Annotated in this window: 30 protein-coding genes; 28 read left to right on the top strand and 2 right to left on the bottom strand. The window is 58.8% G+C overall.

Features of this window, described 5'->3' with window-relative positions; all coding sequences use genetic code 11:
- The 25 genes from GSQ91_RS24830 to map all read left to right on the top strand — a co-directional run.
- Window positions 1-483: EF-Tu/IF-2/RF-3 family GTPase (locus GSQ91_RS24830; protein ID WP_305794293.1), on the top strand; the 483-nt coding region annotated here is incomplete at its 5' end.
- Between the two features lie 122 nt (window positions 484-605).
- On the top strand, window positions 606-923 hold the full coding sequence (rpsJ, locus tag GSQ91_RS24825) for a 30S ribosomal protein S10 (protein ID WP_014263806.1): 318 nt from the start codon (window positions 606-608) through the stop codon (window positions 921-923).
- 89 nt (window positions 924-1,012) lie between these two features.
- The gene (gene rplC, locus GSQ91_RS24820; protein WP_158824409.1) at window positions 1,013-1,747 is read left to right on the top strand and encodes a 50S ribosomal protein L3; all 735 of its coding nucleotides are present in this window, start codon (window positions 1,013-1,015) and stop codon (window positions 1,745-1,747) included.
- A gap of 95 nt (window positions 1,748-1,842) precedes the next feature.
- The gene (gene rplD, locus GSQ91_RS24815; protein WP_158824408.1) at window positions 1,843-2,511 is read left to right on the top strand and encodes a 50S ribosomal protein L4; all 669 of its coding nucleotides are present in this window, start codon (window positions 1,843-1,845) and stop codon (window positions 2,509-2,511) included.
- Window positions 2,511-2,804, top strand: coding sequence for a 50S ribosomal protein L23 (locus GSQ91_RS24810; protein WP_158824407.1), 294 nt, complete (start codon window positions 2,511-2,513; stop codon window positions 2,802-2,804). Before rplD ends, GSQ91_RS24810 begins: the two co-directional genes overlap by 1 nt.
- 124 nt (window positions 2,805-2,928) lie before the next feature.
- Window positions 2,929-3,753 (top strand): 50S ribosomal protein L2, encoded by an 825-nt coding sequence (rplB, locus tag GSQ91_RS24805; protein WP_158824406.1) that lies wholly within the window; start codon window positions 2,929-2,931, stop codon window positions 3,751-3,753.
- Between the two features lie 99 nt (window positions 3,754-3,852).
- Window positions 3,853-4,137, top strand: coding sequence for a 30S ribosomal protein S19 (gene rpsS / locus GSQ91_RS24800; protein WP_158824405.1), 285 nt, complete (start codon window positions 3,853-3,855; stop codon window positions 4,135-4,137).
- Window positions 4,138-4,185: 48 nt separating this feature from the next.
- On the top strand, window positions 4,186-4,701 hold the full coding sequence (rplV, locus tag GSQ91_RS24795) for a 50S ribosomal protein L22 (RefSeq protein ID WP_158824404.1): 516 nt from the start codon (window positions 4,186-4,188) through the stop codon (window positions 4,699-4,701).
- A gap of 121 nt (window positions 4,702-4,822) precedes the next feature.
- Entirely contained in the window at window positions 4,823-5,494 is a 672-nt protein-coding gene (gene rpsC / locus GSQ91_RS24790; RefSeq protein WP_158824403.1) for a 30S ribosomal protein S3, read from the top strand.
- Between the two features lie 173 nt (window positions 5,495-5,667).
- The gene (gene rplP, locus GSQ91_RS24785) at window positions 5,668-6,102 is read left to right on the top strand and encodes a 50S ribosomal protein L16 (protein ID WP_158824402.1); all 435 of its coding nucleotides are present in this window, start codon (window positions 5,668-5,670) and stop codon (window positions 6,100-6,102) included.
- Window positions 6,103-6,148: 46 nt separating this feature from the next.
- Window positions 6,149-6,361 (top strand): 50S ribosomal protein L29, encoded by a 213-nt coding sequence (rpmC, locus tag GSQ91_RS24780; RefSeq protein WP_158824401.1) that lies wholly within the window; start codon window positions 6,149-6,151, stop codon window positions 6,359-6,361.
- Between the two features lie 2 nt (window positions 6,362-6,363).
- The gene (rpsQ, locus tag GSQ91_RS24775; protein WP_158824400.1) at window positions 6,364-6,708 is read left to right on the top strand and encodes a 30S ribosomal protein S17; all 345 of its coding nucleotides are present in this window, start codon (window positions 6,364-6,366) and stop codon (window positions 6,706-6,708) included.
- 92 nt (window positions 6,709-6,800) lie between these two features.
- Window positions 6,801-7,172, top strand: a complete 372-nt coding sequence (gene rplN, locus GSQ91_RS24770) for a 50S ribosomal protein L14 (RefSeq protein ID WP_158824399.1) — start codon at window positions 6,801-6,803, stop codon at window positions 7,170-7,172.
- 150 nt (window positions 7,173-7,322) lie between these two features.
- On the top strand, window positions 7,323-7,664 hold the full coding sequence (gene rplX / locus GSQ91_RS24765) for a 50S ribosomal protein L24 (protein WP_174240738.1): 342 nt from the start codon (window positions 7,323-7,325) through the stop codon (window positions 7,662-7,664).
- Between the two features lie 81 nt (window positions 7,665-7,745).
- Window positions 7,746-8,294: a 50S ribosomal protein L5 gene (gene rplE, locus GSQ91_RS24760; protein WP_158824397.1), complete on the top strand. Its 549-nt coding sequence runs from the start codon at window positions 7,746-7,748 to the stop codon at window positions 8,292-8,294.
- A 110-nt stretch (window positions 8,295-8,404) separates the two neighbouring features.
- Window positions 8,405-8,590, top strand: a complete 186-nt coding sequence (locus GSQ91_RS24755) for a type Z 30S ribosomal protein S14 (RefSeq protein ID WP_158824396.1) — start codon at window positions 8,405-8,407, stop codon at window positions 8,588-8,590.
- A gap of 213 nt (window positions 8,591-8,803) precedes the next feature.
- Entirely contained in the window at window positions 8,804-9,202 is a 399-nt protein-coding gene (gene rpsH / locus GSQ91_RS24750) for a 30S ribosomal protein S8 (RefSeq protein ID WP_014263821.1), read from the top strand.
- 144 nt (window positions 9,203-9,346) lie between these two features.
- Window positions 9,347-9,886, top strand: coding sequence for a 50S ribosomal protein L6 (gene rplF, locus GSQ91_RS24745; protein ID WP_158824395.1), 540 nt, complete (start codon window positions 9,347-9,349; stop codon window positions 9,884-9,886).
- A gap of 133 nt (window positions 9,887-10,019) precedes the next feature.
- Window positions 10,020-10,385, top strand: coding sequence for a 50S ribosomal protein L18 (rplR, locus tag GSQ91_RS24740; protein WP_158824394.1), 366 nt, complete (start codon window positions 10,020-10,022; stop codon window positions 10,383-10,385).
- A 44-nt stretch (window positions 10,386-10,429) separates the two neighbouring features.
- Window positions 10,430-10,936 carry a 30S ribosomal protein S5 gene (gene rpsE / locus GSQ91_RS24735; protein ID WP_158824393.1) on the top strand — a complete coding sequence of 169 codons (507 nt, stop codon included), beginning with the start codon at window positions 10,430-10,432 and terminating at the stop codon, window positions 10,934-10,936.
- Window positions 10,937-11,021: 85 nt separating this feature from the next.
- Window positions 11,022-11,207 (top strand): 50S ribosomal protein L30, encoded by a 186-nt coding sequence (rpmD, locus tag GSQ91_RS24730; RefSeq protein WP_158824392.1) that lies wholly within the window; start codon window positions 11,022-11,024, stop codon window positions 11,205-11,207.
- 182 nt (window positions 11,208-11,389) lie between these two features.
- On the top strand, window positions 11,390-11,839 hold the full coding sequence (gene rplO, locus GSQ91_RS24725) for a 50S ribosomal protein L15 (protein WP_174240737.1): 450 nt from the start codon (window positions 11,390-11,392) through the stop codon (window positions 11,837-11,839).
- Window positions 11,840-12,009: 170 nt separating this feature from the next.
- A complete protein-coding gene (gene secY, locus GSQ91_RS24720) occupies window positions 12,010-13,422 on the top strand; it encodes a preprotein translocase subunit SecY (protein ID WP_158824390.1) in 1,413 nt (470 codons plus the stop codon).
- A 117-nt stretch (window positions 13,423-13,539) separates the two neighbouring features.
- Window positions 13,540-14,247 (top strand): adenylate kinase, encoded by a 708-nt coding sequence (locus GSQ91_RS24715; protein WP_158824389.1) that lies wholly within the window; start codon window positions 13,540-13,542, stop codon window positions 14,245-14,247.
- Between the two features lie 83 nt (window positions 14,248-14,330).
- Complete coding sequence (gene map, locus GSQ91_RS24710; protein ID WP_158824388.1) at window positions 14,331-15,080, top strand: type I methionyl aminopeptidase; 750 nt, start codon at window positions 14,331-14,333, stop codon at window positions 15,078-15,080.
- A gap of 43 nt (window positions 15,081-15,123) precedes the next feature.
- Here the strand turns inward: map and GSQ91_RS24705 are convergent, their stop codons facing one another.
- Window positions 15,124-16,194 carry a serine hydrolase gene (locus tag GSQ91_RS24705; protein ID WP_158824387.1) on the bottom strand — a complete coding sequence of 357 codons (1,071 nt, stop codon included), beginning with the start codon at window positions 16,192-16,194 and terminating at the stop codon, window positions 15,124-15,126.
- 139 nt (window positions 16,195-16,333) lie between these two features.
- A complete protein-coding gene (locus GSQ91_RS24700) occupies window positions 16,334-18,172 on the bottom strand; it encodes a phosphoenolpyruvate carboxykinase (GTP) (RefSeq protein ID WP_158824386.1) in 1,839 nt (612 codons plus the stop codon).
- Window positions 18,173-18,364: 192 nt separating this feature from the next.
- On the opposite strand from GSQ91_RS24700, the gene GSQ91_RS24695 reads away from it, so the two are divergent.
- The 3 genes from GSQ91_RS24695 to GSQ91_RS26015 all read left to right on the top strand — a co-directional run bounded on the left by GSQ91_RS24695 (window position 18,365) and on the right by GSQ91_RS26015 (window position 21,259).
- Window positions 18,365-20,371: a winged helix-turn-helix domain-containing protein gene (locus GSQ91_RS24695; RefSeq protein ID WP_158824385.1), complete on the top strand. Its 2,007-nt coding sequence runs from the start codon at window positions 18,365-18,367 to the stop codon at window positions 20,369-20,371.
- 112 nt (window positions 20,372-20,483) lie between these two features.
- Window positions 20,484-20,780 carry a PadR family transcriptional regulator gene (locus GSQ91_RS24690; RefSeq protein ID WP_158824384.1) on the top strand — a complete coding sequence of 99 codons (297 nt, stop codon included), beginning with the start codon at window positions 20,484-20,486 and terminating at the stop codon, window positions 20,778-20,780.
- Entirely contained in the window at window positions 20,777-21,259 is a 483-nt protein-coding gene (locus tag GSQ91_RS26015) for a hypothetical protein (protein WP_254064866.1), read from the top strand. Before GSQ91_RS24690 ends, GSQ91_RS26015 begins: the two co-directional genes overlap by 4 nt.
- Window positions 21,260-21,410 lie beyond the last annotated feature (151 nt).

Below are 21,410 nucleotides of genomic sequence, written 5' to 3'. Positions count from 1 at the left end.
GGCAAGGTGAAGGTGGGCGAGGACTCTGAGATCGTCGGCTTCCGCGAGACGCGCAAGACGGTGGTTACGGGCGTTGAGATGTTCAAGAAGCAGCTGGACGAAGGTCTTGCTGGAGACAATGCTGGACTTCTTCTGCGCGGTATCGCGAAGGAAGACGTGGAGCGCGGCATGGTTCTGGCGAAGCCGGGATCGATCACGCCGCACACGGTATTCAAGGGCGAGGTGTACGTGTTGAGCAAGGAAGAGGGCGGACGTCACACTCCGTTCTTCAACGGCTACCGTCCCCAGTTCTACTTCCGGACCACGGACGTAACGGGTTCGGCGAAGCTGCCTGAGGGCACCGAGATGGTGATGCCGGGCGACAACATCTCGCTGGAGATCACGCTGCACACCCCGGTGGCCATGGAGAAGGGCCTGCGCTTCGCCATCCGCGAGGGTGGTCGCACTGTAGGCGCCGGTACCATCTCCGAGATCATCAAGTAAGAGTTCTTCTATAAGAAGACTTTTGCTTCTCGGCTAACAGATAACGAGGGCTGCCGGTTCGCCAAGATTCACGACGGCCGGCAGCCACTCCAAGCGTTCTTTGAATAAGAAAGAGATTCAATATGGCACAGCAGCGCATTCGCATTCGTCTCAAGGCTTATGACTATCGCGTCCTGGACGTCTCCACCAGCGAGATCGTCGAGACGGCCAAGCGCACCGGCGCGCAGGTTGCGGGACCGATTCCCCTTCCGACGATGAAGAACAAGTACTGCGTTCTGCGTTCGCCCCACGTCGACAAGAAGTCGCGCGAGGCCTTCGAGATTCGCACGCACAAGCGTCTGATCGATATCCTCGAGCCCACGCAGCAGACCGTCGACGCGCTTATGAAGCTCGACCTGCCGGCGGGTGTCGACGTTGAGATCAAGACGGTTACGAAGTAAGTAATAGAGCAAGTCAGCCTAAAGCTGACTCGCTAAAAAGAAGTACCTACAGTGCCGCGACCAACGCCGCATGATGAGGAAAGGGAAGTATGTCAGTTACAGGAATTCTCGGTAAGAAGATCGGTATGACTCAGGTGTTCGATGACCGCGGTGACGTTCACCCGGTTACCGTTCTCAAGGTCGGCCCATGTGTCATCACGCAGCTCAAGACCGTGCAGAAGGACGGCTATGACGCTGCCCAGATCGGACTCGTCGAGTTCGTGAAGGCTTCGAAGATCAATAAGGCGATGACCGGACACTTCGCGAAGTCGAACGTGCCCCCCGTCAGGGAGATCCGCGAAGTTCAGCTCGAGTCGGTCACCGGTGAAGAGGGTGATCAGTCGGCTAAAGCTGGCGATCGTATTACGGTTGAGATCTTCAACGACACCAAGTTCGTTGACGTGATCGGCAACTCCAAGGGCCGCGGTTTTGCGGGTGTTATTCGTCGCCACGGTTTCGGCGGCGGTCCCAAGTCGCACGGTCACATGTTCCAGGTGCAGGGCTCTATCGGCGCCTCGTCGTTCCCCTCGCGCGTGTTCCCCGGTCAGCGTATGCCTGGCCACATGGGCACTGACCAGGTCACGGTCCGCAATCTCCGTATTCGTGGCATCGACGTTGAAGATAATCTCCTCCTCGTTGATGGTGCGGTCCCCGGAGCGCGTGACGGCTACGTTCTGGTCTCCAAGGCCAAGGCGCCGCCAAGAGAGCGTCGCGGATTCGCCGGTGCTGCTACGAAGGACGCGTTGAAGGCTTCCAAGAAGGCAGCTCCTTCCAAGAAAAAGTAAGTAGGTAACAACCTCTGCTCGGGGAACAGACCGATAAGGCAGACGAACAAAGTTAGGGCGCACCGCATCGATGGTGCGCACGAAGAGAGAAGAAGATGGCAAACATCAATGTAGTTAATCTCACGGGAGCCAAGGTCGGCGAGTTCGAGCTCGACGATGTCTTCGCGGGAGAAGTGAACGAGGCTCTGCTCTGGGAGGCGGTCAAGCACTATCGCGCCAGCCTTCGCCAGGGTACGCACGCGACTAAAAATCGTAAGCTCGTCTCAGGCGCAGGTAAGAAGCTGTGGAAGCAGAAGGGCACGGGCCGCGCCCGCGTCGGCAGCATCCGCACTCCCCTCTGGCGTGGCGGCGGTACGGTCCACGGACCTCAGCCGCGCAGCTACGAGTATGCGTTCCCCCGCAAGAAGCTGCTGGGCGCGCTGCGCTCGGCTATCGCCTCGAAGATTGCAGACGGCAAGTTCACTGTGGTTGAGAACTTCGATGTGAGCGAAGGCAAGACCAAGCTCTATCGCACCGCGCTGAACAAGCTCGAAGCGAAGAAGACCGCGCTCCTGGTGGAGAGCTCGCAGCAGCTTAGCGAGAAGCTCTATCTCGGTTCGCGCAACCTTCAGGGTGTGGAGCTGGTTCTTTCGTCGGAAGTTCATCCCTACGATCTGCTCAAGTATGAGCACGCGATCTTCTCGAAGGCCGCGCTCGAAGCCCTGCAGGAGACGCTGAAGAAGTCCGTCTCCAAGCGCAAGCACGCTGAGAAGGAGGCTGCATAATGCCTACCGTTTATCAAGTTATTCGTCGCCCTCTCATTACCGAGAAGGCCCTGACGAGCCGCGAAGTTGAAGGCTCGCTCGTATTTGAAGTTGCCGCTAACGCCAGCAAGACCGAGGTCAAGCAGGCTGTCGAGCAGCTCTTCAACGTCAAGGTTGCGAGCATTCGCACCGCCAACGTTCTGGGGAAAGAGCGCCGCCGTGGTAAGTTTGCCGGCTTCCTCCCCGACTGGAAGAAGGCGTACGTTCGCCTGAAGGCTGGCGAGAAGGTTCCCGACTTCGCTGCAGAGATTTAGTACAGGTTGTCAGTTGTCAGTTCTGAAGATCGACCTAGGGCTGACAACAGACAACTGAGAAGCAAGAACGATCCAGGCCAAGCGCGAGACCAATATGCGCTTGGCAGGCAAAGGAAGAAGTACTATGCCGATTAAAAGTTTCCGTCCGATTACACCGACCCTCCGCTTCCAGACGAAGCTGGTCAACGACGACATCACGACCGACAAGCCGCATAAGCCGCTGTTGGCGGTAAAGCCTCGCACCGGCGGCCGCAACAACATGGGCAAGCTGGTTATCCGCCACCAGGGCGGCGGTCACAAGCAGAAGCTGCGCCTCATCGACTTCAAGCGCGACAAGCACGGTATTCCTGGCACGGTCGCGACCATTGAGTACGATCCGAACCGCAGCTCCCGCATCGCGCTCATCCACTACGCGGACGGCGAGAAGCGCTACATCATTCAGCCGGTTGGCTTGGGTGTTGGGCAGAAGATCATGAGCGGCCCCGAGGCCGATATCCTGATCGGCAATGCTCTGCCGCTCAAGTTCATTCCGACCGGTACGATCGTGCACAACATCGAGCTGCGTCCTGGTAAGGGCGCGCAGATGGCTCGTTCCGCTGGCGCACAGGTCAACCTGATCGCGAAGGAAGGCGATTACGCTCTCCTGAAGCTGCCCTCCGGCGAAACCCGCAAGGTGCTCGTGGAGTGCATGGCGACCATCGGCCAGGTTGGCAACACCGATCATGAGAACGTCACGATCGGCAAGGCTGGACGCAACCGCTGGAAGGGCATTCGCCCGGCCAACCGCGGTGTATCGATGAACCCGGTCGATCACCCGCACGGTGGTGGTGAAGGTAAGACCTCAGGCGGCCGTCATCCGGTTACGCCGTGGGGCCAGCCGACACGCGGCTACAAGACTCGCAACAACAAGCGCACGGACACGTTCATCGTCCAGCGCCGGACTAAGTAACTCACAGCCCGGAGGAGCATCGACGACGATGCAGACGGGCAACACCAAGTCTCGGAACTCCTCACGAGATTCGTTGTACCGAGTACCCAGGAGTTTCAAATGTCACGTTCGGCAAAGAAAGGCCCGTTCATCGACGCTCACCTGATGGTGAAGATCGACACGATGAACGCCGCCAACGACAAGAAGGTTATTCGCACATGGTCGCGCCGGTCCACCATCCATCCCGATATGGTTGGCCACACCATCGCCGTGCACAACGGACGCAAGTTCATTCCGGTCTACTGCACCGAAAACATGGTCGGCCACAAGCTCGGCGAGTTCTCGGCTACCCGCACCTTCAAGGGTCACTCCGCGAAGGCTGCTGACACGGCGAAGGCGAAGTAAAAAAGATTTCGACAAAAGGCATTTGCTTTTTGTTCTAAGGATCCAGCAATGGCAAAAGTAACCGCACCGAAAACTCCCGAGTTCCGCGCCGAGGCCAAGTTCCAGCGCGGCAGTCCGCAGAAGGCCAAGCTCGTGCTCGACCTCATCAAGGGCCAGCGCGTTGAAGCGGCCATCAATACGGTCGCCTTCACCAACAAGCGTTGGTCGCCGATCGTCGAGAAGGTATTGCGCTCGGCTGTGCAGAACGCAATCTACATCTCCGGCGAGAAGGGTCTGGACGTCGACGTCGATAACCTCTACGTCAAGACGGCTATCGCCAACGAAGGTCCGCGTATGAAGCGCATCCGCCCTGCCCCCATGGGCCGCGCGTTCCGCTATCAGCGTCGCATCTCGCACATCATCATCACCGTGGCAGAGAAGAGATCCGCTGCTGCTGCGGCCAGTGTTGAGGCTCCAGCCGAACCGGTGAAGAAGACTGCCGGCAAGCCCGCTGCCAAGAAGACTGCTGCCAAGAAGGCCCCGGCGAAGAAAGCCCCGGCCAAGAAGAAGGCAGTAGCCAAGTAGTTCAACAGAATTTCAAGAAGCAACTGGTTGGTTCGATTTCAATTGGTTGTTTCTCAATAACACGCATTTGCAACATCAGCCGCGCCGGCTCAACCGGCTATGGCTCAGGTAAAGGGAAGCTATGGGACAGAAAGTCCATCCGTATGGATTCCGACTCGGCATCAACAAACCGTGGAAGTCGCGGTGGTTCACCGAGCGCGGTTTTGACAAGCTGCTGGTTGAGGACGTCAAGCTGAAGGCCGAGCTTCGTGAGAAGCTGAAGGCTGCCGGCGTCAGCTCCGTCGAGGTCGAGCGCCCCGGCAACAAGCTGCGCCTGATTATCCGCACTGCGCGTCCGGGCATCATCATCGGCCGCAAGGGCGCGGAGATCGACAAGCTCAAGGCCGACATCCAGAAGCGGACCAACCGCGAGGTGTTTATCGACATCCTCGAGGTCAACAAGCCGGAGCTCGACGCTCAGCTCGTCGCCGAGAACATCGCGCTACAGCTTGAGAAGCGCGTTTCGTTCCGCCGTGCGATGCGCAAGTCGGTTGACTCGGCGCTGCGTTTCGGCTGCAAGGGCATCAAGGTCCGCGTATCGGGCCGCCTGAACGGTAACGAGATCGCACGCTCGGAGTGGTATCTCCAGGGCCGTCTGCCGCTGCACACGCTGCGCGCCGACATCGACTACGGTTTTGCCGAGGCGCACACCACCTACGGCATCATCGGCGTCAAGACCTGGGTCTATCGCGGCGACATTTACGAGCAGAAGAAGCGTCGCGAACCAGCTCCGATCACGACCGGCGCATTCTAATTTCTTTGCAGGAAATTAGCGGATTGGATAAATTCGCTAATTTCCTGTAAACTTAACAAGTTTTGGCCCCGAGTCTGCGCGGCTACTTTCAGTGCAGAGACCCCGGCTGAACCATCCGACCTATTCGCGGACGTTTCATTGCAACATCTCGCGGACGTTAGAAGGAATTCCTCATGCTTTTGCCCAAGAAGGTTAAATACCGCAAGCAGCAACGCGGCCGCATGTGCGGTAAGGCGTGGCGCGGCTCTGACATCTCGTTTGGCGATTTTGGTCTCAAGGTTCTGGAGTGCGGTTATATTACCGACCGCCAGATCGAGGCCTCGCGTATCGCCATGACCCGCTTTATCAAGCGTGGCGGTAAGGTCTGGCTGCGCCTCTTCCCGGACAAGCCCATCACCAAGAAGCCTGCCGAAACCCGTATGGGTAAGGGTAAGGGCGCTCCCGATCACTGGGTTGCCGTCGTTCGCCCGGGCAAGATTCTGTTCGAGATGGAAGGTGTTCCGGTCGAGCTCGCGAAGGAAGCTATGCGTCTCGCGGCGCACAAGCTGCCGCTCAAGACTACTTTCGTCGTCCGCCCCGGCATGAAGCCTGAAGTGGCCGCCAAGTAAAGAAACCAAGCAGAATTTTTGCTTTTCGATTTTGAAGGAAGTCATCATGGAACTGGACAAGATCCGTAATCTAAGCAGCGAGGAGTTGAAGAGCGAAGAGGCTAAGGCCGCTGAGCAGCTCTTCCGCATTCGCTTCGCCAAGAGCCTCGGTAAGCAGGAGGGCATCGGTAAGATCCGTAGCCTCAAGCTTGACATCGCTCGCTTCAAGACCATCGCTCGCGAACGTGAGCTCGCCACTGCTAAGGCAGGGAAGGAATAACCATGGCCGATACCACTGTAACAACCACTGCTGAACCAACAGCAGCGCGCCGCAACGAGAAGGTCGGCCAGGTCGTCTCGACCAAGATGCAGAAGACCATCGTCGTCGAGATCGAGATGCGCAAGGCGCATCCGAAGTACAAGCGCGTTATGAAGTCGAACAAGAAGTTCTACGCGCATGACGAGCAGAACTCCGCACGCGTGGGCGACGTTGTCCGCATTCGCGAGTCGCGTCCTCTGTCGAAGCTCAAGCGCTGGTCTCTTGAGGAGATCATTCGCCGGTCGTCTTTGTCCGCTCTGCCGGATGAGAAGCCGTCGCGTGCCGAGAACGCTATCCAGAAGGCGTAGTTGCTTTCCTTTTAGGGCTACTCGTTAGTCCTCTTGTAATACCAAGTTTCTGCGTGAGGCCCAGGCTTCCCGCTGCTGCAAGGAGATTCACCATGGCAGTACAAATGCGCACCATCCTTGCCGTCGCCGACAACTCCGGCGCCCGCAAGCTCCAGGTCATCCTGCCGCTCGGCGGCGGTCTCGGCAAGAAGGCCGGTCTCGGCGACGTCGTCACCGCGGCTGTCAAAGAAGCCTCGCCCGACGGCACCGTCAAGAAGGGCAAGGTCGTGAAGGCGGTCATCGTCCGCACGCACAAGGAATATCGTCGCCGCGACGGCACGTATATCCGTTTCGACGAGAACGCGGCTGTTGTGGTCAACGATGCGATGGAGCCAGTCGGCACGCGCGTCTTCGGTCCCGTTGCCCGCGAGCTCCGCGATAAGAAGTTTCTCAAGATCGTCTCGCTCGCACCTGAAGTTATCTAGTTGTCCGTTCTTAGTTCTCAGTGCAAGGCAGATTTTTGCTGACAACTGAGAACTGGGAACCCTAAAGCGGATTCCGGCTCCGCAGTAGTAGATCGCCGAGGCAGGAGAGCAGTTATGCCAAGCAAGCACAAGCCAATCGTCGCCAGCAAGATTCGCATCAAGCGCAACGACCAGGTCGTCGTCATCGCCGGTAAGGACAAGGGCAAGAAGGGTCGCGTTCTGCGCGTCATCGTCGCCAAGCAGCGCGTGTTGGTTGAAGGCGTCGGCATGATCAAGAAGCACATCAAACCGGATGCGCAGAAGAACATCGCAGGCGGCATCGCCGAGCAGGAAGCTCCGATCCACGTGTCCAACGTGATGCTGGCTGACAGCGAAGGCAAGGCAACGCGTCTCGGCCATCACGTCGAAGGCGACAAGAAAACCCGCATCGCCCGTACCAATGGTGTTGCGATCGCCGAGAAGCAGACAGCGGCGAAGACGAAGAAGAAGTAAGCAGTATCCAAAATTGAGCACCCCACGAAACGGTATACGGCGCAAGCTACCCCGGAACCGTGGAGAAAGAGAAGAAGCCACATGGCAGCACGTTTGAAAGAGAAGTACAACAGCGAGATCAAATCGGCTCTGCAGAAGGACCTTGGCCTCGAGAACATCATGGCGGTTCCCAAGCTGGAGAAGATCGTCATCAACATGGGTCTCGGTGAAGCGACGCAGAACGTCAAGATTATGGATCCGTTGCTCGCTGATCTCGGCTCCATCGCCGGCCAGAAGCCGGTGATCACCAAGGCGAAGAAGTCCATCGCGGCCTTCAAGCTGCGTGAGGGCATGCCCATCGGTGCGATGGTCACGCTGCGCGGTGATGCGATGTACGAGTTTCTCGATCGCCTGATCTCGATTGCACTGCCCCGTGTGCGCGACTTCCGCGGCGTCTCCTCGAAGAGCTTCGACGGCCGTGGCAACTACACGCTTGGCCTGCGCGACCAGCTGATCTTCGCCGAAATCGACTACGCGAAGGTCGACAAGACCAAGGGTATGAACGTCACCATCGTGACCACTGCCAAAGACGACAACGGTGCCCGCAGCCTGCTCAAGCACTTCGGCATGCCGTTCCGTCAGGGTGCATAGGTTTTTGAAGTAGCAGCGGACGTTAGTCCGCTGCCTTAGACAGGCGAAACAGGGGCTTCAGCCCTAGGTAACGCCAATAAGTTGCAGTAAGATAGAGAGAGTAAAAAGTTATGGCTACTACCGCAAAGCGCGTCAAAGACGCACGCACGCCGAAGTTCAAATCCCGTCAGCACAACCGCTGCCAGCTTTGCGGCCGCCCACGCGCTTTCCTGCGCAAGTTCGGCGTCTGCCGTCTGTGCTTCCGCAGCCTTGCTCTCAAGGGCGAGATTCCAGGCGTCGTCAAGTCCAGCTGGTAAGTTCGGCAATCGCTTCCACTCGAGAGAGACACCGGACTTCTGTCCGCTAGTCTCTCGAGTGTTGAACGGGGCTTCAGCCTCGGCCCTCCCTGGAAAGACCAGGAGGGTGAGACAAATATCGGCGCGACACGCTGCAAAGCGAACCGCCACAACCATTCCCGCAGGTTCTCTGTGCCGATCGGCACGGAGCGAACGGGGGATGAAAGGAAAACGATGAACCTCACCGATCCAGTCGCAGACTTCCTCACGCGTATCCGTAATGCACACCGCGCCCGTCACCAGAAGCTCGACGCTCCAGCCTCCAAGCTCAAGACCGAGATCGCCCGCATCCTCAAGGAGGAGGGCTACATCGCGAACTACAAGGCCGCTGAAGAAGAAGGCCAGAAGGTTTTGCGCGTGTACCTGAAGTACGGCCCGAACAACGAGCCGGTCATCCGCGACCTCAAGCGCATCTCGCGTCCCGGTTGCCGCGTGTATCTGGGCAAGGACGAGATTCGCCGCGTTCAGGGTGGCCTCGGCATCTCGATCATGACCACGCCGAAGGGCGTCATGACTGGCCGTCAGGCCCGCCGCGAAGGTGTTGGCGGCGAGATTCTCGCAGAAGTCTGGTAGTCCCGGAGGAGGGGTGGGCTTTGGCCCATCCTCTCCCCTGCAAGATAGAAGGGCGTTAGCCCTGGCCTAAGGCGAGCCATAATCGCCGGCTGCAGTGGAACGAAGGAAATACTTCGCGACTCGCAAGCCACAAAGGATTTAGAGATGTCACGTATCGGCAAAAAGCCCATCACGCTGCCCAAGGGCGTCAAGTACACGGTGCAGAGCAATATCGTCGTTGTCGAAGGCCCCAAGGGCAAGGTGAACGCCTTGATCCCAGAGGGCATCACGCTGTCCGAGAAGGACGGTATTCTCACCGTCGAGCGTCCCGATGACGCGCACGCAGCCGTTCACGGCCTTGCACGCGCGTTGGTCTTCAACGCGGTTGAGGGTGTGACCAACGGCTGGAAGAAAGAGCTGGACGTCGTCGGCATTGGCTATCGTGTCGAGCTGAAGGGGAAGGATATGGTCGTGTTCACTCTCGGCTACTCCCACCCCATCGAGTTCCCGCTGCCCACCGGCATCGAAGTTGCGATCGACCCCAAGCAGACGCACGTTACGGTCTCGGGCATCGATCGCCAGAAGGTTGGCCAGGTTGCGGCGGATATGCGTTCGCTGCGCAAGCCTGATCCATACAAGAACAAGGGTGTTCGCTACTCCGACGAGAAGCTCAAGAAGAAGGTCGGAAAGACGGGCGCTAAGTAATAGGGCGAGAGATGAGAGATCAGAAATGAGAAATCAGCGGACGTACTCCTGATCTCTGTTATCTGTTTTCTCATCTCTCCATCACAACCGAACGTCGTCTTCACTGAGGCGACGCCACTAGGAAGGAAAGACCATGATCAATCTCCGCAAACGCAACGACATTCGCCAGCGCGTGCACTCTCGCATCCGCGCGAAGATGTCCGGCACGGCCGAGCGTCCACGTCTCAACGTGTACCGCTCGCTGAACCACATCTATACACAGCTCATCGACGACGCGACTGGTACCACCATCGTCTCGGCCTCCACTGTCAGCAAGAAGGGTGAGGGCAAGACCGCAGGCGGTAACGTCGAAGCGGCAAAGACTGTAGGCAAGCTGATCGCCGAGCGCGGTCTGGAGAAGGGCATCAAGAAGGTGGTCTTCGACCGTGGTGGTTATCTGTATCACGGCCGCATCAAGGCACTCGCCGATGCCGCCCGCGAAGCCGGGCTGGAGTTCTAAGGTTTGCTGTCAGGCGCATCGCGCCAGAAGGATTAAGGAAAATAATGGCTACGAAAAAGAGACTCGACGGCAATCGGATGAACCTCAAGGATGAGGTCGTCTCCATCAACCGCGTCACCAAGGTCGTCAAGGGCGGCAAAAACATGTCGTTCGCCGCACTGGTCATCGTCGGCGATCCCGCTGAGGGTGTGGTCGGCTACGGCTCGGGCAAGGCTAAGGAAGTTCCCCAGGCCATCCGCAAGGGCATCGAGGCCGCCAAGAAGAACCTGCTCAAGGTCAACCTGACGCAGACCTCTATCCCCCACATCGTTCTGGGCCACTTTGGTTCGGGCGAGGTGTTGTTGAAGCCCGCGCCTGAAGGTACCGGTGTTATCGCCGGCAAGACGGTGCGCGCGGTTATGACTGCGGTTGGTGTGCAGAACGTGCTCACCAAGAGCCTCGGCTCGGCCAACCCTCACAACGTGATCAAGGCCACCTTTGACGCCCTCAGCCAGCTTCGCGATCGCGCTGAAGTTGCGGCTCTGCGCGGCAAGTCGGTCGACGAACTTTAGAAATTGCAGTGGCAAGCTGTAAGCGGTAGGCGAGAGATTCATTCACTTGTCGCTTCTCACTTGCCACTCCTTACGGAGAAGAACAATGGCAGCCGAAAACAAGATCAAGCTTCAGTACTTCCGCTCGCAGATCTGCACTCCCGTCAAGCACAAGCTCGTCGTCAAGGGCCTGGGCTTCACGCGTCTGAATCAGGTCGTTGAACGCGAAGATACTCCGTCGATCCGCGGCATGGTGAAGAAGATTCCTCACCTCGTCCGTATCGTTGACTAAGACAGCTTCCAGCTGTCAGCTCTTAGCTTCCAGCTAAAGCTGATCAGGCAGAAGTTTGAAAAAGGTCGCATACCGCGACCCATTACATGCGAGTCGGCACAAGCTAATCGGTTTGACCTCCAGCTAACAGCTAGAGGCTAAGAGCTAGAAGCTAATCCGGCGTTAGCGAGGAAATTATGGCACTGAATCTCAGCAATCTGAAGGCGCCCAAGAAGGCGAATGAAAACAAGAAGCGTGTCGGCCGCGGTATGGGCTCCGGCATGGGTAAGACCTCGACCCGCGGCCACAAGGGCCAGGGGTCGCGTTCGGGCTCCAGCCTGATGCGTGGTTTTGAAGGCGGCCAGATGCCGCTGCACCGCCGTCTGCCCAAGCGCGGCTTCACCAACATCTTCCGCGTCGAGTACGCCGTCCTCGGCCTCGACAGAATTGCCGAACTCAACGAGAGCGAGCTCACACTGGAGAAGCTCACCGAGCACGGCATCCTGAAGAAGCGCGACGGCCTGGTAAAGGTCCTCGCGAACGGCGAGCTCAAGTCGGCGGTCACGGTTCATGCGCACAAGTTCTCGAAGGCTGCGCAGAAGGCCATCGAAGCTGCCGGCGGCAAGGCCATCATCATCGGCGAAGCGGCCTAACGATTCACGGGCCGGGGCTATGGCCCCGGCCTTATTTATCAAATTGCAGCTTTCCGCTATAGAATCATTCTCAAGAACCCCAGCGGAGTGCTCGTTCCAGCCGTAAGGCCTTGCGACCTCAGCTTGAAGCTTCGAAATCCGGAAATCCGGTTTAAGGTCTTCGACACACGATGCTCGAGAAATTCCTCAACATCTTCCGCATTCCCGACCTGCGCAAGCGGATATTTTTTACGCTCGGCCTGCTCGCGGTCTATCGTCTGGGTGCGCACATTCCTACGCCCGGCATCAACGCTGCCAAGCTCGCTGAGTTCTTCAATCAGAACTCCGGTGGAGCGCTCGGCCTGCTCGATCTGTTTAGCGGCGGCAACGCGCGCAAGCTGACGGTCTTCGCCCTCGGCATCATGCCGTACATCACAGCGTCGATCATCTTTCAGCTGCTCACCGTTATCTATGAGCCGTTAGCGAAGCTGCAGAAAGAAGGCGAGCTGGGCCGTCGCAAGATCACTCAGTGGACGCGTTACGTCACGGTGCTGCTCGCGATCGTGCAGAGTCTCTTCATCGGTCTTGGCCTTACCAATACGCAGACCGGCGAAGGCATGATCACCATGAGCAAGGGCTCATTCCTGCCGCTTTGCGTGATCACGCTTACCTGCGGTACGGCATTCATCATGTGGCTGGGCGAGCAGATCACGGAGCGCGGCATCGGCAACGGTATGTCGCTGCTGATCTTCACCGGCATCGTCGTCGGTCTGCCCCACGGCATCATGGAGCTCTACGACAAGGCACGCAATAGCGCGTGGGGTGGTTTTACCCCCATTGCGATTGTTCTGATCCTCGCCATGATGGTCGCTGTCGTCGCATTCATCATCTTCGTCGAACGCTCGGAGCGCCGCATCCCGATTCAGTCGGCGAAGCGCATGGTTGGCCGCCGCATGGCTGCGCCATCCTCCAGCTTCCTTCCGCTCAAGGTGAACTCCGGCGGCGTGATGCCAGTCATCTTTGCCAGCTCGATTCTGTCGTTCCCCATGCTGCTGCAGAATGTTGGCTTCTTCGGCTCCGGCCCTTTGAAGGACACCACCTACCTCGGCCCGGTTTTCCGTAACTTGATGCCGTCCGAGCCCTGGTATGAACTCATCTCCATTGCGGCGATCATCTTCTTCTCGTACTTCTATATCTCGATCATCTTCCGTCCGGACGATATCGCCGATAACATGCGCAAGTACGGCAGCTTCATTCCCGGTATTCGTCCCGGCAAGCGCACCTCCGACTTCATCAACGATGTGCTGACGCGCATCACGTTGGTTGGCGCGATCTACCTGACGATTATCTGGATCATTCCGACGCTGCTGATCAGCGGTATTCACTTCAACCATCTGTGGCTTATCGGCAGGTTCTTTGACAGTCTGCCGGCATGGACGACCAACGGTCTTGGCCTGAACTTCTACTTCGGCGGCACATCGCTGCTGATCGTTGTAGGCGTTGCTATGGATACCGTGCAGCAGATCGAGTCGCAGCTTATCATGCGCCACTACGAGGGTTTCGCACCCAAGTCCGGGCGTATTCGCGGCCGTCGCAGCTGGTAGCTTTTGTTGTCCGTTCTCAGGTGTCAGTTCTCAGTTATCGATATCCATTGATAGCTGAGAACTGGCACCTCACTTCTGAGAACCCCTTTACCCCCGACCTTCATCAAAGATCAAGCTATGTCCAGACCCCTTCCCAATGCGAGCGACTTCCTCCCCGGCCCTGTACTTTTGCTCGGAGCCCCTGGAGTGGGCAAAGGAACGCAGGCCAAGCGGTTGATGGACGAGTTCAATATCCCGCAGATCTCTACGGGAGACCTCCTGCGCGACCATCGGCGCAACCACACGCCGCTCGGTATGCTGGCCGAAGATCTGATGAGCCAGGGCAAGCTCGTCCCTGACGATCTCGTCAACCAGATGGTCGCTGCCCGCTTTACGGAGCCCGACACCGAGCACGGCTACATCCTCGACGGCTTTCCGCGCACGCTCATTCAGGCGGAGTGGCTCGACGGCCAGTTGGTCGCCTATCTGCTGCCGGTGGTCGCGATCAACATCATTGTCGGCGAAAAGGTTCTGTTGGAGCGCATTACCGGACGGCGCATCTCGCCTGCCGGGCGTATTTACAACATCTACACCAATCCTCCAAAGACTGAAGGCATCTGTGACGTCGATGGCAGCAAGCTCGAGCAGCGCACCGATGACACCGAAGAGGTCTTTCACGAACGCATGAAGACTTTCCAGATCAAAACGGCCGCTGTCATCGAGTACTACCGCTCGCACGGCAACCGCTTCGCCGAAGTCGATGGCGACCGCCCTGTCGACGAGGTAACACAAGGCATTCGCTCGGCGCTACTGCAACTCCGTCACCACCCCGAAAACGGTAAATAAACAATAGTGTCTGGAGAATAGACAATTCTCTCGACTCTACTGTTCACTACACTCTATCCTCTACTCTCTACACTCTGTTTCCTATGGCTATCCTGATCAAATCCGCTGCCGAGATTGAAAAGATGCGCATCTCCGGCATTGCCTTGCGCAAAGTACATGACGCCGTGAAAGCTGCGGTTCGCGTCGGTGCGACGACCATGGACCTGGAGCGCGCGGCTGTGGCGAAGGTCGAAGAGCTGGGAGTGAAGCCGGCCTTCAAGGGCTATCACGGGTATCCGGCAGTGCTCTGCACGTCCGTGAACAACGAAGTCATCCATGGCATCCCGAGCGAGCGGCGCACTCTGAACGAGGGCGATATTGTCTCTGTGGATTGCGGTGTCATTGTCGACGGCTACTACTCCGACTGCGCGGTGACCCATCCGGTGGGCAAGCTCAGCCCGGCGGCTGAAAAGCTGTTGCGTGTCACCGAAGCCTCGCTCTATGCGGCTATCGACAAGGCTGTTGTTGGCGGCCGACTCTTCGACATCTCGAACGCAGTGCAGAGCATGTGCGAAAAAGAAGGCTACGGCATCGTGCGCGAGTTCGTCGGCCACGGCATCGGTAAATCGATGCACGAAGACCCCCAGGTGCCCAACTTCGGTGATGCCGGCAAAGGCCCGCGCCTGAAGGCCGGCATGGTGCTGGCGATCGAGCCAATGATCAACGCCGGCACGGCGGACGTGAAGGTGCTCGAAGACGGCTGGACCGCAATCACTACCGATGGCAGCATCAGCGCGCACTTCGAACACACGGTGGCCATCACCCACGACGGCCCGGTCATTCTTACTCGCTAAGATCTTTTTCTTTGGCAGGCAGGCGCCTCGCTTCAGATTGCGGCTAGGGATGAACTGCTGCAAGGATCTTGAGCAGAATGTCCTGCGACCGCAACTGTCCGTAGCCGCGACTGTACGCGCTCGACGTGACGGCTACGACCATATCCATCGAAGGAATGACGTAAATTTTATTGCCTCCATTGCCAGAGGCAAAGTGGACCTGAACCTTGTGTCCATTGACCGGCTCTGCTCTGGAGTACCACATATAGCCATAGAAGTCGGAGTAGGGATCGTCCGCGGCGATAGGCACCTGGTTGGCAACGCTTTTTTCTATCCATTGGCGATCGATAATCTGGTGGCCGCCGAATTCACCGTTATGCAGAACGAGTTCGCCTAGTCTCGCTTCATCGCGAGTCGTGATCTGCAAGTTCCCCTGGCCTGTGGTGCGCCCTGCCGGGACATGCCGCCATTCGAATTGCCGAATGCCTAACGGATCGAAGAGCGCCTGCTTGGCAAAGACATCGAGAGGCATCTTGCTGGCATTCTCAATAATGGCTCCGGTCAGAAAGGCATTGATGGAGCAGTAGAGGTACTTCTGGCCCGGCTGGGTCCTCATTGGTACGGAGTACACCGTCTTTATCCAGTCGGTCGATTCATCCAGCCTGTCTTCATTTCCGGGTGTGGAAGGATCAGTATCGTCCGCATTCAGGCCGGAGCGCATATTGAGCAGGTCGCGAATGGTGATGGCCTGCTTGCCGTCCTGCGGCAGCCCGGGGAGATACAGCGCGATCGGATCATCCACGCTGTGAACGAAATGACGTTCGATCGCAATCCCCATGAGCATCGCGGTAAGACTCTTCGTTGCGGAGCGGATGTCGTGGAGTGTGTCGGCAGTATCTCCGTTGAAATAAGACTCTGCGACGAGATTGCCGTGCCGCAGAACGACGACACCCTTGATGTCTTTGCGCGAATCCGCGGACAAGCCCTGAAACAGCGACGCGAGGGCTGCACTGTTGATGCCCTCTGCCTCTGGTTTCGCCTGAGGCCACTGAACCTGGCCTTCGGCGGCTGGCCCCAGCAGAGAAATCGAGAAGAGCAGGAGAACCGCCTGATGCAGAAGACGTATTTTTCGCAAGGGAATCCCTCGTATCAGCAGGTTGAGCTAGATACGAACGTTATCGCACTTTGGTTCCGAAATAAGGCCTGCTGCTGGTAGGTACGCAAAAAAAGCGCCCGGCTGAAATCCCGGGCGCTCTCTGCTAATGGGTTTGTCTTTACAACCTGCAGATCAACAACTCGCGCTCATAGATCATCTCCGGCGGCAGATGATCGTGCACTGCGAGGAACAGCTCTTCGTGGCCCATCACCTCTTGCCGCCACGCTGCGCGGTCGACCTTCTGCAACTCGTCGAACTTCGCGCGCGGCATGTCGAGCCCGTCCCAGTTCATATCCTCGTAGTGCGGTGTCCAGCCGATAGGTGTCTCTTTGCCCTGCGCACGGCCGCGCACGCGATCGACGACCCACTTCAAGACGCGCATATTCTCGCTGAAGCCCGGCCACAGGAACTTGCCGTCCTCGTCCTTGCGGAACCAGTTGACGTGGAAGACGCGTGGCGTGACGGTGAGCTCGCGCTGCATCTTGAGCCAGTGCCGGAAGTAGTCGCCCATGTGATAGCCGCAGAAGGGAAGCATCGCCATTGGGTCGCGGCGTACTTTGCCCAGCGCTCCTCCGGCGGCAGCGGTAGTCTCAGAACCCATAGTCGCGCCGAGATACACGCCGGACGACCAGTTGAATGCCTGAAAGACGAGCGGGATCGTCGTCGGCCTGCGCCCCCCGAAGAGAAACGCCGAGATGGGCACGCCATCGGGCGACTCCCACGCCGCTAAATCGATGCTGGGACACTGCACGGCAGGCGCGGTAAAGCGTCCGTTCGGATGCGCGGCGGGCTTGCCCGTCTCACGGCCAATCTCGGGAGTCCACCGCTCGCCGCGCCAGTCGAGGCACTCGGCGGGCGGCTCGTCGGTCATGCCCTCCCACCACACGCCGCCTTCAGGAGTCAGTGCAACGTTGGTGAAGATCGTGTTGCGGCTGAGCGTCGCCATCGCGTTCGGATTGGTCTTGCCGCTCGTGCCCGGAGCCACACCAAAGAAGCCTGCCTCCGGATTGATGGCACGAAGCTGGCCTGTGGCGTCCGGCTTGATCCACGCGATGTCGTCGCCGACGGTCCATATCTTCCAGCCGTCGAAGCCCTTGGGCGGAATCATCATCGCGAAGTTGGTCTTGCCGCAGGCCGAAGGAAACGCTGCCGCAACGTACGTCTTCTCGCCTTGCGGAGATTCCACGCCGAGGATGAGCATGTGCTCGGCCATCCAGCCCTCATCGCGAGCGATGTTCGAAGCAATCCTCAGTGCAAAGCACTTCTTGCCCAGCAGCGCATTGCCTCCGTATCCAGAACCGTAGCTCCAGATCTCGCGGGTCTCCGGAAAGTGAACGATGTACTTGGTGTCGTTCTGTGGCCATGCCACGTCCTGCTGGCCGGGCGCGAGCGGTGCTCCGACTGTGTGCATGCAGGGCACGACGCGTTTCACGTCTTTATCGATCTCCGCAAACACCGGCGCACCAACTCTCGCCATAATGCGCATATTGACCACGGCATAGGCTGAGTCCGTAAGCTGCACGCCGATCTGCGACATCGGAGAGCCGATGGGTCCCATCGAATACGGCAGCACATACATCGTGCGTCCGCGCATCGCACCGCGGAACAACTGCTTCAGCTTCTTCCTCATGACGAACGGGTCTTCCCAGTTGTTCGTCGGTCCGGCGTTGTCTTTGGAGAGCGAGCAGATGAACGTGCGGTCCTCGACGCGTGCGACATCGTTCGGCGAAGACCGTGCGTAGTAGCACCCCGGCCACAGCTTCTCATTCAGCTTGATGAAAGTTCCCGCATCGACGAGCTGGCGGCAGAGGTATTCGTTCTCCTCGGCGGAGCCGTCGATCCAGTGGATGGCTGCCGGCTGTGTGAGCTCGGCCATCTTTTCAACCCAGCGGATAAGGTGTTTGTTGGTGGTTAGAACACGCGTTGAAGTTGATACGCTTTTGCTTGCCGCGGACATGGTTACCTCCATCCCCGTAGAGGGGACCCACAAAACACTAGAGCAGCCGATATACGGTTGTCCTCAAGACACCCCGAAAACCTCTAAAGAAAAAGCAAAAGCGAACGGTTATCGAATATAGAGTGACTACATGGCCACATCTCCAACACTTCCAGCAGCCAGGCATGCATGCTAGAGTGAGGTTTTCCCGTCATGCAGTCGAATCCAGGCAGCCCGCGCACTGAACCTCCTTCTCCGTCAGCACCCAGCTCAGCGCAGGCCGCCGTTCTCTTCGAGTTCGAAAACTTCCGGCTCGACCCGGCGAACCGCCTGTTCACGTGCGAGGGCAAGGAGATCCTTCTGCCCGGCCGGGTGTTCGATGCGCTGCTGTTGTTCGTTCGCAAGCCCGGCGCCCTCATCACCAAGGAGGAGATGCTGACCACCGTCTGGCACGATTCCTTCGTCGAGGAGTCGAATCTCACCGTCGCCATCTCTACCCTGCGCCGTGCGCTCAACGAAGATCCGCAGGACCGCCGCTATATCCAGACAGTTGCTCGTCGCGGTTATCGCTTCGTTGCGGAGGTGCGCGAGGTTGAATCCACACCGCGCGCGACGAAACCTGTGGCACCGCCTCTACGGTCCGAGGATGTCTATCCCTCTGAGCCTGTAGCGTCTGCAAGCCTCGAACCCACAGCCTCGGCGCTAAGCGACTCCTCTGCGAAACCGCACGCGCGACGCTGGGCACTGCTGATCACCCTTGCGGTTCTGCTGGCCGGTCTTCTGGCTGGAGCGTGGCATCTCCTGAAGCCGCGTTCTCCCATCCGCACCCTTGCGGTTCTGCCGTTTACGCTCGACAGTGCCAGCGCGCACGCCGCATCCGATACGCCCGATGAGGTTGTCCTGCTAGGCATGACCGACGGTCTTATCTCGCGCCTCGATGGCGATCTAGTCGTGCGTCCAACGGGCTCCGTGCTTCGCTACTCCACGGGGGCCACCGTCGATCCCGTGGCCGCCGGTCGCGAGCAGGGAGTGGACGCTATCCTCTCCGGCAGTGTCGAAATCGCCTCCGGCCGTGAGACGCTGCACCTTCGTCTCCTCCGTGTTCGTGATGGCTTCGTTCTCTGGCAGGACAGTGTCAGCGGTACGCCCGACAGTCTGCCTCAACTCGAGCAGAATGCGGGCGAAGCTGTCGCGCACGAGCTGCATCGGCTCGGAGCGATCTCCGCTCCGCCCAAGCCCAATGTCACTGCGCATCCCGACGGCCCGGCCTATCAGCTTTACCTGCGCGGACGCTACTTCTGGAACCGCCGCACCGTCGATGGCCTCCGCAAGAGTACTGACTACTTTCGCCAGTCTATCGATGCCGACCCGAACTACGCGCCCGCCTACGCCGGCCTCGCCGACTCCTATGCCTTGCTGGCCTCGTTCTCGGTTGAGCCCGGCAGCTCAGCCAACGCCGATGCTCGCTCCGCCGCGCTCTCGGCCATCCACCTCGACCCGACGCTGGCTGAGCCGCACGCCTCGCTCGGCATGATCTATTTCTTTACCGACTGGAACCTCGCCGCTGCCGAGCAGGAGTTCGAGCACGCCATCCAGCTCAACCCCAACTACGCCACCGCGCACCACTGGTACGCACTCGATCTGGCCGCGATGGGCCGCTTTCCGCAGTCGCTCTACGAGATCCACCTGGCCCAGAAGCTTGATCCGCTGTCGCTGATCATCGGTACCAACGTCGGGTGGATCGAGTATCTGAGTCACGACAACGCGGCAGCGCTGGTCGCGCTGAACCGTGTTCTCGAGCTGGATCCCAACTTCGTCCGCGCCCGCACCCGGTTAGGCATGGTGGAGATGGCAACCGGAGACTACGCCGCCGCCGTTACCAACCTGACACAGGCACTCGCATTATCGGGAAACCCCGAGGACCGGGACCCGTGGGTGGAGGGGCTGCTCGGCGACGCCGAGGCGCGGGCAGGGAACCGGGCTGCCGCCGAGAAGGTGCTGGCGGAGCTCCATGAGCGAGCAGCCTCGCATTACGTGCCCCCCATCAGCCGCGCGCTGGTCTTGATCGGCCTCGGTCGTAATGCGGAGGCGATCGAAGCGCTGGGTAAAGCTGTCGACGATCATTCCACGTCGATGGTGTACGCCCGGGTCGACCCCTCGCTCGATCCCCTCCGCACAGACCCCGCGTTCCAGGGACTGCTGGGGAGAATGAAATTGTAGGGAGCTGTCTCTTCAGAGCAAGCCAATAATATCCCTTGCAACGGAGTAGCGATCGTATTATAAGTACGTCATGCGTAGTACGCGGCACGTAGTAGACGGAGAGAGCGCGCGAATGGGGCACTATTCTGACCCGCCGCTGCTTGTCCTTGCCAGTTTGGCCAATGGCCCGAAGCACGGGCACGCGATGATCGAAGACATTGCAAGCATTTGTGGAACCCGGCTGGGGCCGGGGACGCTGTACGGGGCAATCGCTCGTCTGGAGCAGCAGGGTTGGATTGAACCGCTTCCACCTGAGGAGCGCCGCCAGCCCTATCGCATCACAGCTGAGGGTATGCGCGTTCTCCGCGCTAAGCTGACCACGCTGCAACAGTTCACCAAAGTTGGACTGGAAAGACTGGAGCCTTTATGAATCGCACAGTCGCTCATCTGCTTATGCGTCTGTATCCGCGCTATTGGAGAGAGCGCTACGGCGAGGAGTTCGAGGCATTTCTTGAGACGCACCACGGCGATTTTGGTGCGTCGGTAAACGTCGTTTGGTCGGCACTCTGTGAGCACGTCTTCCCAACTCGAGGAGGCAAAATGCATCAACCTATCCGTTCCTTTGGCGCTGTCCTGAAACAGCCGAGCGCTTTTCTTCCACTGGCAATGTCACTCATCGCCTTGGCGATGGTCCTTGGAGATATTGCTATATACGGCGTCGTCCATCGTGCCGATGAGGGGGCAGTTGCCCATCTTTGGCAGCTGCTCATGGCCGGACAGACTCCGATCGTGGCTTTCTTCGCGATCAGGTGGCTGCCACGTGCTCCGAGGCAGACGCTGCCAGTGCTTGCGCTGCAGGCCGGAGCCGCGCTCGCATCCATGGCCCCCGTCTTTTTTCTTAATTTGTAAAAGGATTCCTGAGTATCCACCCGTGATCGAAAGTACGGCCGCGCGGGTCGACCCATCGCTTGATCCGCTGCGCTGCGACCAGTGGTTCAGGTGCCGCTGGTAGAGAGGACAAGCTATGGGAGAGATCAGGAAGGGCAAGCCAGAGAGAGGT

This window comes from Granulicella sp. S156, assembly GCF_009766105.1.
Taxonomy (GTDB): Bacteria; Acidobacteriota; Terriglobia; order Terriglobales; family Acidobacteriaceae; genus Granulicella.
The sequence above is the reverse complement of the archived record's forward strand: the minus strand, read 5'-3'. Positions and strand labels throughout refer to the sequence as shown.

Coding starts and splice junctions, on each gene's coding strand:
- rpmD (WP_158824392.1), top strand. CDS start 11,022: ATGGCAGCCGAAAACAAGATCAAGCTTCAGTACTTCCGCTCGCAGATC.
- GSQ91_RS24695 (WP_158824385.1), top strand. CDS start 18,365: ATGCAGTCGAATCCAGGCAGCCCGCGCACTGAACCTCCTTCTCCGTCA.
- rplP (WP_158824402.1), top strand. CDS start 5,668: ATGCTTTTGCCCAAGAAGGTTAAATACCGCAAGCAGCAACGCGGCCGC.
- rpsS (WP_158824405.1), top strand. CDS start 3,853: ATGTCACGTTCGGCAAAGAAAGGCCCGTTCATCGACGCTCACCTGATG.
- rpsJ (WP_014263806.1), top strand. CDS start 606: ATGGCACAGCAGCGCATTCGCATTCGTCTCAAGGCTTATGACTATCGC.
- rpsQ (WP_158824400.1), top strand. CDS start 6,364: ATGGCCGATACCACTGTAACAACCACTGCTGAACCAACAGCAGCGCGC.
- rplB (WP_158824406.1), top strand. CDS start 2,929: ATGCCGATTAAAAGTTTCCGTCCGATTACACCGACCCTCCGCTTCCAG.
- rpmC (WP_158824401.1), top strand. CDS start 6,149: ATGGAACTGGACAAGATCCGTAATCTAAGCAGCGAGGAGTTGAAGAGC.
- rplE (WP_158824397.1), top strand. CDS start 7,746: ATGGCAGCACGTTTGAAAGAGAAGTACAACAGCGAGATCAAATCGGCT.
- GSQ91_RS24690 (WP_158824384.1), top strand. CDS start 20,484: ATGGGGCACTATTCTGACCCGCCGCTGCTTGTCCTTGCCAGTTTGGCC.
- secY (WP_158824390.1), top strand. CDS start 12,010: ATGCTCGAGAAATTCCTCAACATCTTCCGCATTCCCGACCTGCGCAAG.
- rplF (WP_158824395.1), top strand. CDS start 9,347: ATGTCACGTATCGGCAAAAAGCCCATCACGCTGCCCAAGGGCGTCAAG.
- GSQ91_RS24715 (WP_158824389.1), top strand. CDS start 13,540: ATGTCCAGACCCCTTCCCAATGCGAGCGACTTCCTCCCCGGCCCTGTA.
- GSQ91_RS24810 (WP_158824407.1), top strand. CDS start 2,511: ATGCCTACCGTTTATCAAGTTATTCGTCGCCCTCTCATTACCGAGAAG.
- rplN (WP_158824399.1), top strand. CDS start 6,801: ATGGCAGTACAAATGCGCACCATCCTTGCCGTCGCCGACAACTCCGGC.
- GSQ91_RS24700 (WP_158824386.1), bottom strand. CDS start 18,172: ATGTCCGCGGCAAGCAAAAGCGTATCAACTTCAACGCGTGTTCTAACC.
- rplV (WP_158824404.1), top strand. CDS start 4,186: ATGGCAAAAGTAACCGCACCGAAAACTCCCGAGTTCCGCGCCGAGGCC.
- GSQ91_RS26015 (WP_254064866.1), top strand. CDS start 20,777: ATGAATCGCACAGTCGCTCATCTGCTTATGCGTCTGTATCCGCGCTAT.
- rplC (WP_158824409.1), top strand. CDS start 1,013: ATGTCAGTTACAGGAATTCTCGGTAAGAAGATCGGTATGACTCAGGTG.
- rpsH (WP_014263821.1), top strand. CDS start 8,804: ATGAACCTCACCGATCCAGTCGCAGACTTCCTCACGCGTATCCGTAAT.
- map (WP_158824388.1), top strand. CDS start 14,331: ATGGCTATCCTGATCAAATCCGCTGCCGAGATTGAAAAGATGCGCATC.
- rplR (WP_158824394.1), top strand. CDS start 10,020: ATGATCAATCTCCGCAAACGCAACGACATTCGCCAGCGCGTGCACTCT.
- rplD (WP_158824408.1), top strand. CDS start 1,843: ATGGCAAACATCAATGTAGTTAATCTCACGGGAGCCAAGGTCGGCGAG.
- rpsC (WP_158824403.1), top strand. CDS start 4,823: ATGGGACAGAAAGTCCATCCGTATGGATTCCGACTCGGCATCAACAAA.
- GSQ91_RS24755 (WP_158824396.1), top strand. CDS start 8,405: ATGGCTACTACCGCAAAGCGCGTCAAAGACGCACGCACGCCGAAGTTC.
- rpsE (WP_158824393.1), top strand. CDS start 10,430: ATGGCTACGAAAAAGAGACTCGACGGCAATCGGATGAACCTCAAGGAT.